Annotated in this window: 10 protein-coding genes; 8 read left to right on the forward strand and 2 right to left on the reverse strand. The window is 41.2% G+C overall.

Annotated elements, in window-relative coordinates:
• Positions 1 to 7 precede the first annotated feature (7 nt).
• The 8 genes from IB67_RS08235 to pepV are packed head-to-tail and all read left to right on the forward strand — an operon-like array spanning position 8 to position 9445.
• The gene (locus tag IB67_RS08235; protein WP_072759069.1) at positions 8 to 1129 is read left to right on the forward strand and encodes an iron-containing alcohol dehydrogenase; all 1122 of its coding nucleotides are present in this window, start codon (positions 8 to 10) and stop codon (positions 1127 to 1129) included.
• 40 nt (positions 1130 to 1169) lie between these two features.
• A complete protein-coding gene (locus IB67_RS08240) occupies positions 1170 to 2033 on the forward strand; it encodes a transketolase (protein ID WP_245789530.1) in 864 nt (287 codons plus the stop codon).
• Complete coding sequence (locus IB67_RS08245; RefSeq protein ID WP_072759068.1) at positions 2030 to 2992, forward strand: transketolase family protein; 963 nt, start codon at positions 2030 to 2032, stop codon at positions 2990 to 2992. Before IB67_RS08240 ends, IB67_RS08245 begins: the two co-directional genes overlap by 4 nt.
• 30 nt (positions 2993 to 3022) lie before the next feature.
• A complete protein-coding gene (locus IB67_RS08250) occupies positions 3023 to 5044 on the forward strand; it encodes an alpha-glucosidase (RefSeq protein ID WP_434223418.1) in 2022 nt (673 codons plus the stop codon).
• Complete coding sequence (locus IB67_RS08255) at positions 5041 to 6480, forward strand: hypothetical protein (RefSeq protein WP_072759066.1); 1440 nt, start codon at positions 5041 to 5043, stop codon at positions 6478 to 6480. Before IB67_RS08250 ends, IB67_RS08255 begins: the two co-directional genes overlap by 4 nt.
• Positions 6481 to 6496: 16 nt before the next feature.
• Positions 6497 to 6979, forward strand: coding sequence for an RpiB/LacA/LacB family sugar-phosphate isomerase (locus IB67_RS08260; protein WP_072759065.1), 483 nt, complete (start codon positions 6497 to 6499; stop codon positions 6977 to 6979).
• Positions 6979 to 7995 carry a LacI family DNA-binding transcriptional regulator gene (locus IB67_RS08265; RefSeq protein WP_498875230.1) on the forward strand — a complete coding sequence of 339 codons (1017 nt, stop codon included), beginning with the start codon at positions 6979 to 6981 and terminating at the stop codon, positions 7993 to 7995. The genes IB67_RS08260 and IB67_RS08265 overlap by 1 nt, the downstream gene beginning before the upstream one ends.
• Before the next feature lie 58 nt (positions 7996 to 8053).
• Positions 8054 to 9445 (forward strand): dipeptidase PepV, encoded by a 1392-nt coding sequence (gene pepV, locus IB67_RS08270; protein ID WP_498875231.1) that lies wholly within the window; start codon positions 8054 to 8056, stop codon positions 9443 to 9445.
• Between the two features lie 47 nt (positions 9446 to 9492).
• Here the strand turns inward: pepV and IB67_RS08275 are convergent, their stop codons facing one another.
• Complete coding sequence (locus tag IB67_RS08275) at positions 9493 to 10500, reverse strand: alpha/beta hydrolase (protein ID WP_498875232.1); 1008 nt, start codon at positions 10498 to 10500, stop codon at positions 9493 to 9495.
• Positions 10494 to 11507, reverse strand: a complete 1014-nt coding sequence (locus tag IB67_RS08280) for an alpha/beta hydrolase family protein (protein WP_498875233.1) — start codon at positions 11505 to 11507, stop codon at positions 10494 to 10496. The genes IB67_RS08275 and IB67_RS08280 overlap by 7 nt, the downstream gene beginning before the upstream one ends.
• Positions 11508 to 11541: the final 34 nt, after the last annotated feature.

Consider the following 11541-nt stretch of genomic DNA (forward strand, 5'->3'; position numbering starts at 1 on the left):
GGTGCTTATGATAAAAGGGCATGAGAATTTCGAGCTTTACAATCCTGTAAGGGTTGTCTACAAAAAGGGCGGTTTAGAGAATTCACGCGAGATTTCGGGTTTTTCAAACGTTTTGGTTATATGTGATCCATACGTTAGCCAAAGCGAGTATTTTAAAAGGGCGATGAGCAAGTACGATTCTTTCTTTGTATTTGACAAGATACTTCCAAACCCACCATGCGAGATGGTCGACGATATTATCAGCATCACTTGCGATTACACAAGTGGAAAATTCAATTTCGATGGTGTGATTGGAATAGGCGGTGGAAGTACGCTCGACACAGCCAAAGCTGTCAGCTCATTGATTGTCAGTCGTGGGAAGTTAAGCGAATATCTTGAAGGTAAAAAGAAACTTGAGAATAGATTACCGCTGATGCTTGTTCCAACAACCTCAGGCACGGGAAGTGAGGTAACCAACGTTGGTGTATATACTGTAAATGGCATAAAAAAGCCGATGACGAGCAAGACTTTCTGGGCTGATATAGCACTCGTTGATCCGGTTCTCACGTACTCGATGCCTCATAGAGTGGCTGGTACAACAGGCTTAGACGCGTTAACTCATGCCATAGAAAGCTACTGGGCTACAAGCACGCAACCGTACACGGAAGGACTTGCGTTAAGAGCTATGAAGATGATTTTTGAAAATTTTAAACCTTCATTGAATGGTGAAGAGTGGGCAAGGGACGAGATGGCTATCGCCGCAACGATAGCGGGTATAGCGTTCAGCCAAACACGTACAACTGCAGCACATGCGATAAGCTTTCCAATAACGAGTTTCTATAACGTAGAGCACGGGCTTGCCTGCGCATTGACTCTTCCAAGCTTGATAATGTGGACATATAAGCATGTTAAAGAAAAAATGGACGAGCTTATTCAATATTTATCCTTGAAGAATATCGATGAACTTGCAAAGAAGGTTGAAGAACTCATAGAGTTTGCAGGATTTTCTACAAGACTCCGCGATTATGGTGTTAAAGAGGAAGAGCTTGAAAATATAGCTAAGGTTTCTATGGAGGCTCGTATTATAGATTTAACCCCAGGTCAACCGAGATACGAAGACGTGTTGGAGATACTTAATCAAATATACTGATAATTGATAACTTTGATAACATTAGAAGGAGGGATTTATTTTGAATACTTTGCCAGCTCTCACCCAAGAGGAGATAAAGTTTTTGAGGAAGAAAGCCACTCAAATTAGGATTATTACATTAGAGATGATAGGACACCTCGGTGTTGGACATGTCGGTGGTTCGCTTTCTATAGCAGAAGTCCTTTCGGTACTTTACTACAAGGTGATGAGAATAGACCCGAACAATCCAAAGTGGGAAGGTAGAGATAGATTTGTTTTGTCGAAAGGTCATGCAGGTCCTGCTTTGTATTCCGTTTTGGCTGACCTTGGATATTTTCCATACGAATGGATTTACACTTTGAACAAACCAAACACGAATCTTCCGAGCCACTGTGACAGGTTGAAAACACCAGGGGTAGATATGACCGCCGGTTCTCTTGGTCAAGGTTTGTCAGCAGCTGTTGGTATGGCACTTGCAGCGAAAATAAAGAAATCTGATGTCAAAGTTTACGCACTTATAGGTGATGGCGAATCGCAAGAGGGCCAGATATGGGAGGCTGCGATGTTTGCAGCACATAACAAACTAAATAATTTAATTGCCTTCACAGACTACAATAAGATGCAGATAGACGGATACATTCACGAGGTAAATAACCTTGAACCCCTTTCCGACAAATGGAGCTCTTTCAATTGGCACACGATAGAGGTTGATGGGCATAACGTCGAGGAGATTTACAACGCAATCCGCGAAGGACTATCACAAGAAGAAAAGCCTACGATGATTATTCTCCACACAGTGAAAGGTAAAGGTGCGTTCTTCTCAGAAGGAAAAGTAACGTCACACAATATGCCGATAAAACCAGAGGAGCTAAAGATAGCACTTACAACATTGAGAAGTGAGATCGAAGGAGATGATGCAAGATGACAGATAAATTACCACTGCCAACACAAACTGACAAGGAACTTAGAGAAACATACGGTGAACTCTTATTGCAACTTGCAGAAGAAGACGAACGAATAGTTGTCTTAAATGCTGATTTAGCACGATCAGACAGCACTCTAAAGTTCAAAGAAAGATTTCCAGAAAGATTTATCGACGTAGGCGTTGCCGAGGCTAACATGATGGGAATTTCGGCAGGACTTGCCAACATGGGATTAATACCAATAGCGCACAGCTTTACCCCGTTTGCTACAAGACGCGCGTTTGACCAGATAACTATTTCTATAGCCTACGCAGGTTTACCAGTAAAGATAATGGGAACAGATCCGGGAGTCACCGCAGAACTGAACGGTGGGACTCACATGAGCTTTGAAGATGCTGGGATAATGAGGAATCTTGCAAATATGGTAATTGTTGAACCCGCTGATGCTTACCAGTTTTCTTCGCTTTTTAGAGATATTATTTATCATGAAAAACCTGTATACACGCGAATGTACAGAAGGAGAAAAGATAAATTCTTCAACGGTGATGAAAAATTCGAGATTGGAAAGATTTTTACAATGAAAGATGGAAAAGACATAACAATAATCGCTTCCGGGCTCATGGTTGGACAAGCGATTATCGCAGCAAATATGCTCGAGGAAGAAGGGATAAGCGTTAGACTTTTGAATATGTACACGCTTAAACCGGTCGATGAAGAGACAATAATCAAAGCAGCGAGAGAGACCGGAAGAATCGTTGTGGCGGAGAACCACAGCATATTGAACGGTTGGGGTAGCGCTGTCTGCGAAGTGGTATCAGAAAACTATCCCGTTCCAGTTGCAAGAATAGGAGTGAGAGATCATTTCGGCGAAGTTGGACTGACAGATTTCTTGCTCCAGAAGTACAAAATGACAGCAAAAGATATATACGATGCATCTAAGAACCTGCTGAGAACGAAATAGATTATGGAGAGCATTAATGAGGTGATAAGAATGTTCGAGATTAAAGATAAATCGTTGAGAATTAAACTTGGAGGTTTTGAGTTAATCCATGCCGAGGATTTTCCAATTCTTGCCGTTGGGTACGGTGAAAACAGCTACGAGATGTCGCACGGTAACTTTAACATATCGAAGTATTACAAAGAGAAAATCCCTCTGAAGAAATTCAGAGTTCTCACTTCTAGTAACGAAACGTGTGAGATATTATTTCTCTCCGACAATGGCGAACAGGTGAAGTGTGAATTCACCATTGAAAGCAATTCTTTAAAAATCAGAATTCTTGAACACTCACACGGGCTCAACAGATTCTGGCTTTACATACCAACATCTGAAAACGAGGAGATTTACGGTTGTGGCGAGCAATTTTCGTATTTGAATCTGCGCGGAAAGAGGGTGCCTTTGTGGGTTTCTGAGCAGGGAGTTGGACGAAACAAGAGAGATATAATAACGCACTTTGCGAATTTTAAAGACGATGCGGGTGGTGATTGGTACACGACATACTTCCCACAACCAACGTTTGTTTCTAATAGATCGTATTACGCAATTTTTGAAACCTACGCTTACAGCGAATTTGATTTCTCTCACAAGAACTTCCATGAAATAGAAATACATGAAATCCCGAAAAGCATTGAATTTGGCACTGCAGATAACCTATATGAGACTGTTTTAAATTTGACGAAAAGAATAGGACTGCCAAATCCTCTGCCTGACTGGGTGTACGATGGCGTGATTTTAGGACTCCAAGGCGGTAGGGACATTGTGATGCAGAAGATAAAAAATGCCTTGGATAAAGGTCTGAAAATATCTGGTTTGTGGATTCAGGACTGGGAAGGGAAGAGAGTCACAACTTTTGGAAAGCAACTGATGTGGAATTGGGTGTACGATGCAAACATGTACCCGAATCTTCCAGAGATGATTTCAGAGCTCAGGAACATGGGTATTAGGACGCTTGGATACATAAACACGTTCTTAGCTCTCGAGGGTTCGCTTTACAAAGAGGCGTCTGAAAAAGGATATCTCGTAAGGAAACCAAACGGTGAAGAGTACCACGTTGTTGTCACGACATTCCCAGCAGCTTTGGTTGATTTTACAAATCCGGAAGCGAGGGAATGGATAAAGAATGTGATAAAGACGAACATGATAGGTATAGGACTCTCTGGCTGGATGGCGGATTTCGGTGAGTACTTGCCAACGGATGCGGTGCTTTACGATGGTACACCCGCTGAGCTTTATCACAATAGATTCCCGGTCGACTGGGCGAAGATAAATGCTGAAGCTGTGGCAGAGGCAGGCAAAAGTGGTGAAGTTGTCTTTTTCATGAGGGCAGGTAACCTTTACAGTTCAAAATATTCCACTCTCTTCTGGCATGGTGACCAGATGGTAAACTGGTCAAAAGATGACGGGTTACCGTCTGTAATCGTTGCTGCTCTTTCGATGACAATGTCTGGAATAGGCTTGACGCATTCAGATATCGGAGGGTACACGACACTCGCCAAAAATATCCCGGACGTCGTGGTGACAAAGAGGACAAAAGAATTGTTCATGAGATGGGTGGAACAAGCTACATTTACACCGGTTATGAGAACGCATGAAGGAAACTGGCCTGATGAGAACTGGCAATTCGATTCCGACGAAGAGACGTTGCTACATTTCGCAAAGATGAGTAGAATACATGCCTTATTAAAGCCGTACATAAAAAATCTTGTGGGAAGATACTCTACGACCGGCAACCCGATAATCATGCCACTTAATCTCAAATACAAAGTTGAAGACACCGAAGGAATGAAGTACGAATATCTCTTCGGCGAAGACTTGTTAGTAGCGCCAGTTATTGAAAGTGGTCAAAGTACGAAAAAAGTATTCTTACCTGAAGATGAATGGGTGAACCTCTGGAGTGACAAAAAATACAGCGGCGGTTGGTATGAAATAGATGCTCCAATTGGCTATCCACCCGTGTTTTACAGGCAAAATTCTGAATGGGGTGCTTTGTTTGAGAAAGTTGGTGGTGCGCAATGAAAAAGAAGTTGAAAGTGGGGCTTGTCGGAGTTATTCAATTGAACTACCGTGGAAATAAGCAGGAAGTTTATCAAAGAAGTGTAGAAGGATTGAAAAAGCTTTCTCAGGAAATGGGGTTTGAATTCTACTGGCGTAAAGATTTTGTGGTTACAAAAAAAGATGCTCTTGAAGCACTCAACGAAATGGAACGAGAAAACGTCGATCTTCTCCTTGTTCAATCGACGTCGTTTTCTTCAGGATATCTGATTCAAATCCTCGGGCAGACAAAAGCTTACCTCGGACTGTGGGCTGTGCCTGAGATAACAAACTCAGGACCACTCCCGCTAAATTCGTTCTGTAATATGAATCTCAACATGAGCATACTCGATAGGTACATGCCGTATTTAGAAAAGGATGCGAAATGGTTTTACGGATTTCCTGAAGACGAATTGTTTAGAAGAAGGTTTGAGGTTACAATAAGGGCTTTAAGGAGCATTAAGAACATACAAGGTTCTAACTACGCGTTGGTCGGCGGACGCGCACCTGGTTTTGATAACTTATTCTATGATCCCCGAGAGTTTATGAAGAAATTCCGCGTTTCGGTCGATGAGATAGAATTTGGAGATTTAAAGAAGATGTTCTTAGAACAAAATGAGATTAAAGTCAAAGCAGTGGAGAATGAAATAAGAGAAAAATACAATATAGCGGACGATTTTACGAAAGGTTTCCTTGAAAAGATGGCTCGGCTTGTGAGCGCAGTCAGAGAACTCTCCGAGAAGGGGAATTACGATGGACTTGCGATAAGCTGCTGGCCCAGGTTCAGATCTGAGCTCGGCATGGTGCCGTGTGGTGCGTATGCATTCCTCTCTGATGAGGGCAACACAACAGTTTGCGAAGGCGATATAATCAGTCTTTTGAGCATGAAAATGTTGGAATACGTAGCAGATTATCCTGCGATATTGATGGATTTATCAAGTTTTGATACGAATGATAACAGCATATTCTTGTGGCACTGCGGTATTGGGAGCAGGTATTATTCAAAAAACGTTCCTGTGTTGGAAAGACACTTCAATCCTGGACCGTACACCGAAGACAGAGGCTGGTTGACGATGGCACCCGTTTCGAGCATGCAATTTGCACAGATGCCAGCAACTATAGCGAGGATTGGGAACAACCTATCAGAATACTTTGTTCTCTCTGGTGAATTCTTGTCAAACGAAAACAAGCCTGATTACGACGGCAGCAGAGGTTGGTTCGGTAAACTGAGATATTTCGGCGAGGAAATAAATATCCTCGACTTAGTTAATACGCTTCTCGTTAGGAAGTTGGAACACCACTTCCCCGTGGTCAAAGGAACATGGGATAACGAAGTCATAGAGGTCATGAACTGGTTGAGTATCGATCCTGTACAGAAAGTTCCTTACAAAGACTATTATCAGAACTACAAAAAAATCTGATGCTGGAGGTGCAGTTATGTCTGAAAAAAGGCTTGTGATTGGCTCAGATAAATCTGGATTCACACTCAAAGAAGCGGTTAAAAAGCATTTAGAAGAGAAAGGATATTACGTAGAAGATGTGGGCACACTCGATTTAGAAAACTGGTTTCCTTACTACGTTGTCGCTCCAAGAGTTGCTAAGAAGATACAGTCAGGCGAATTTGAAAGAGGGATACTTATCTGCGGGACAGGTGCAGGAATGTCTATAGTTGCTAACAAATTCAAAGGCATATACGCAGTAGCGGTAGAAGGGAGTTACACAGGCAAGATGGCAAAAGTTGTGAATAACGCAAATGTCTTGACAATGGGTGGATGGGTTATTGCACCAGAGCAAGCTTGTGATATAGTTGATAAATGGCTTGAATCGTCTTTTACCGAAGGATTCCCGGAATGGAGACGGGAGTTCCTCAATAACGCATACAAAGAAGTTCAAAAGATTGAGGAGGAGAATTTTAAATAATGGTCAAGAAGAAGGACTTCGTCACAATTAAGGACGTTGCCAAGATTTCAGGCTATTCAATTAATACTGTCTCTCGAGCTCTTGGTAATCGAGGGTATGTCAAGCGAGAGACGAAAGAAAAGATTCTGAAAGTCGCATCAGAACTTGGGTATATGCGAAATTGTGCTGCAAGTGCTTTGAGGACGAAAAGGTCGCACATCGTTGGTGTTGTTGTTGTCGACAACACCAATCCTTTTTATGCGGAAGTGATAAAAGGTGTTGAACTTGAAGCAAAGAAATATGGCTATACAATAATACTCATCAATACGGATAGAAGTTATGAAAACGAAGAAAAAGCAATAGAAATACTCCTGCAGAGAAGGGTTGAAGGGTTAATCATCACGGCTGTTCAAACAAGAAATGATGATCTGAAAAGACTTGTTGATGAGAAAATTCCAAATGTTATCATCGGTAGTAAATTTGACGAACTGGTGACAAACTACGTGTGCAGTGATGATGAAAAGGGAGGGTATCTGGCCGCAAAACATTTGCTTGAAAATAACCACAAAAAGTTACTACTTGTGAACGCCGAGAAGTATAAGTACGCATCCAAAATGAGAGAACTTGGGGTAAGAAAGGCTATTTCTGAAATAAATGTTAGCGCAAAGCTTGAAGTAATATATTCGAAAGATGGTTTCGACAACGGATATGATACTTTCGTTAAGTTTATCGAGAAGAATAAAACGAAGTTTGAATATGATGGTATAATTTGCTACAATGATGTCTATGCCTTTGCTGTTATGAAAGCATTGAAAGAAAGAGGTATCAGAATTCCAGACGATGTGTCAATAGTCGGATTTGATGACATATATTTTTCCTCGATAGTAGAGCCATCTTTAACTACAGTGAGAACGGACAAACCGAAACTGGGTGCGGAGGCTTTTAGGATATTGATGAATAACATTGAAAGTGGCTCTGTGACTGAATTAACGTTGCCAGTTGAATTAGTAGTGAGAAATTCAACTATCAAGAGATAAAAAACTGTCTGAGTGTGATAAAATATTTATATGAGAAAAAATTCAGGGAGGAATGAAGATGGGAGTAAACGAAAAAATCAACGAACTTGTTGATAAGTACTTTGATGACATTTTGAAAGCTCTTGAAAGGGTTATTGCTATTCCGTCTGTGATGGGGGAGCCAAAAGAAGGCATGCCATTTGGCGAAGGACCTGCAAAGGCACTGAACGAAACGTTGAATATAGCGAAAGAGCTCGGTTTTGAAGCAGTAAATGTTGATAATTACGCAGGGCACGTCGAATATGGTCAAGGTGGAAAACTTTACGCAGTGCTTGGGCATCTGGACGTTGTTCCGGAAGGTGACAGAAGTAGATGGACTGATGATCCATTTAAAATGGTTATTAGAGAAGGAAAGATGTACGGAAGAGGCGTTTCGGATGACAAAGGACCAAGCATTGGAGCACTGTTTGCACTTAAGATCGCTTCTGAGTTGGTTGAAAAACCGAAAAATAGGGTAAGGATTATCCTTGGAACAAATGAAGAGAACGGTTCACAATGTTTGAAGTATTATTTTACAAAAGAGCCATATCCTGATGCAGCGGTAACTCCTGATGGCGATTTTCCACTTGTTTTCGCTGAGAAAGGTATAGTGACTTATTCTATAAAAAGACAAATTTCCGGAGAATACAGCACGAAAGTTTTGGAGCTCAAAGCTGGCACTGCAGCAAACGTTGTCCCAGAAGAATGTATTGCAGTTTTAGAAACTGACAAAGTTAAGGAAATACAATATCTCGTTTCAAATTACAAAGGTATGTGCAAATACGAATGTACAGTTGACGGAAACAAGATAACAATAAAGTCCTTTGGAAAATCTGCTCACGGTGCACATCCAGAAGCTGGCATCAACGCAGCAGCTGGTATGTTGGAAATCCTTTCAAGAATAGACTTTGGACCGAACAGTGAAGTATTCCAAACACTTTACGAGCGCCTTGGTAAAGATTATTATGGCATAGGCCTTGGCGTATCAGGTCAGGACGATGTGAGCAGGAAATTAACTTGCAACCTTGGAATTCTGAAACTTGAAAACGGCATAGTGGAGGCTGTCATAAACATTCGCCATCCGATATTCTACAATGTTGACATGCTAACACTCCAAATTAAAGAAGCGATGAAAGGATTTGAAGTAGAAAGGAAAAGTTACAGTAAACCTCTGTACGTATCGAAGGATAGCGACCTTGTACAACAATTATTGAGAATTTACAGAGAAGAGACCGGGGACATGACAGAACCACTTGCAATTGGCGGTGGGACGTATGCAAGGAGTGTTCCATATGGTGTGGCATACGGAGCAGTCTTCCCGGGAGAAGACACTCATATGCACCAGCCTGATGAATGCTGGTCGTTAGAATCGTTTAAAAAGTACATCAGAATCTACACGAAACTTATATACGAATGGCTAATTAACGAATAAGTAATTTGACCTATACAATAAGCGCCTCTTTTAGGAGGCGCTTATTTTTATTTTTTCTCTTCCAATTCAATTTTCTTAAGTAATTCCATCTGCTTTTTGAACTCTCTTATGCCCATGTTCTGCAAGATAAACCTTGCAACGAAGAATCCAAATGGTAGCCAAGTGACGTGTCCGCTTGGAATAATATATCTCTTTGGTCTGCCAAGTGCTTCCCACAACATTTTTCTGCTTCTCAGTGGAAGTGCCTTATCGAACAGTGCTTCGACAAATATTATTCTGCTCTTGTCTACGAATTGTGCGTAAGCGATAGGATCAAGTTTTAGATACGGGTGTATGTCACTGTTTTGCATCTCTTCAACACTTCTAAATCTTTTCAGTTCTGCGAGTTGTTGGGCAAATATTTCCTTAAACTTTTTCTGATCATCGATAAAGTGTTTTATCTTACCCCCTGCTTTAAGCTTCTCGACACTTCTTCTAAAATACGCCAAGGTTGGTGAATGCCACATTAAGGTTGCCATTTCTCCACCAACGGTCATAAGTATGGTTCGTTTAAAATCGTTCCTAAATGCGTTGATCATGACGGAAACCATTCCTCCAAGGCAAAAACCGAATAGGTGTGAATTGTCAACCCAAAGACCTTGGTCTTTTATGTGATCAACTATGGTAAGCACATCTACAACAGACTGTTCCCAAAATTTAGTTGCTTTCTCCACATCTGCATCAAAGAAATCCTTTCCGCTAACTGAGCCGTGAGCTACACGCGTAAAATTACCCGGTAAAATTGGCATGACCACGCGTACATTGGCGTTTGCCAAGTGCGTTGCCATCCATAGCAAAAACGGTATGTTACTTGTGCCGAGGCCATGGAGTATGAACAAAATGCCAACAGGCTCTTTCTTCGGGTCGAATAGATAATATTCGACGATTTCTGCTCCCTTTTCAGGATTTGGATATAACGTGTGAAAGCGTGTATATACACCTCTAAACCTTTTTGATTTCATTATATATCCTTGAGTATAGTCTTTAACCTTACCGATGTATTCAAAACTTACCATAACTGTCCCTCCAAAAAGGCGCACGTTTTTTCAATTATATCAACAGTTCTCTTGTCTCTCAACACAAACTCGAATCCGTGGTTGCCAAAATGGTGCAGGAGAAGTTTTGATGTTATTCCGTTTTCTCTGAGTTTCTTAAACATCTTTACTGATGAGTGGTAAGGCACAACCGAATCTTTTAAGCCATGTACTAAGAGCGTTTTTGGAAAATTCCTGTTCAAATTGTTTATCGGCGAGTACTTTTCATATATGTATCTGTCCTTATTTGGTAACCTCTTCAGAGTTGTAGCAGCTGCTATGCGTGCAAAGATAGAAGGCGATTTCCAGATATCGAGCAAATCACATGGTACATAGTACGCAACAACACTATCCACATCCTCAGGAAATCTGCTTGCTGTCAGGAGAGCCAAATGCCCGCCTGCTGACAACCCCATCAAAGAAATCTTCCTCTCAACTCTTTGCTTTTTCATGATACCTTTTACGAATTGCAATGCGATCCCTAACTCATCGACCAACTGCTCTATCACTGCCTTGTAACCTCTTGCGTAGTCGATAGTTGCAACTATAAAACCTTCACTTACCAAGTATCTGTACCATGAAGTATTGTTTGGTTGCCTTCTGTATCCTGTTATCCAACCACCGCCGTGTGCGAAGAGAACTATACCTTTTGCCGACTTTACGATTTCCTCTCTCATGTCTTGCGTCATATGGGAAGCGTTCTTGTGAAAATACCCCACGGGATAATATATATCGAGTTTGAGTTTTGGCAAGTACTCATAACTTTCGTAGAATCTCAATACACCACTCTTTCTTAAAGCCTTCGTATCTGTTGGAAGACGACCAAATACCGACTTTCTAAGGAGCGGTATATTTAATATCAAAAGTATCAACAAAAATAGTAAAAAATTACTCAGACCAATAATTAGTGAGATAACGTATACGATTGCTTTCAAAACAAGTATTCTCTTAATTGTCTTGTCATCATTATAGAAGTCAAATTTTCTCAATCAAAATCCCCTCTGTACAATCATCTTGATATTT

The sequence above is a fragment of the Fervidobacterium riparium genome (assembly GCF_025370035.1).
In the GTDB taxonomy this organism is placed as follows: Bacteria; Thermotogota; Thermotogae; order Thermotogales; family Fervidobacteriaceae; genus Fervidobacterium; species Fervidobacterium gondwanense.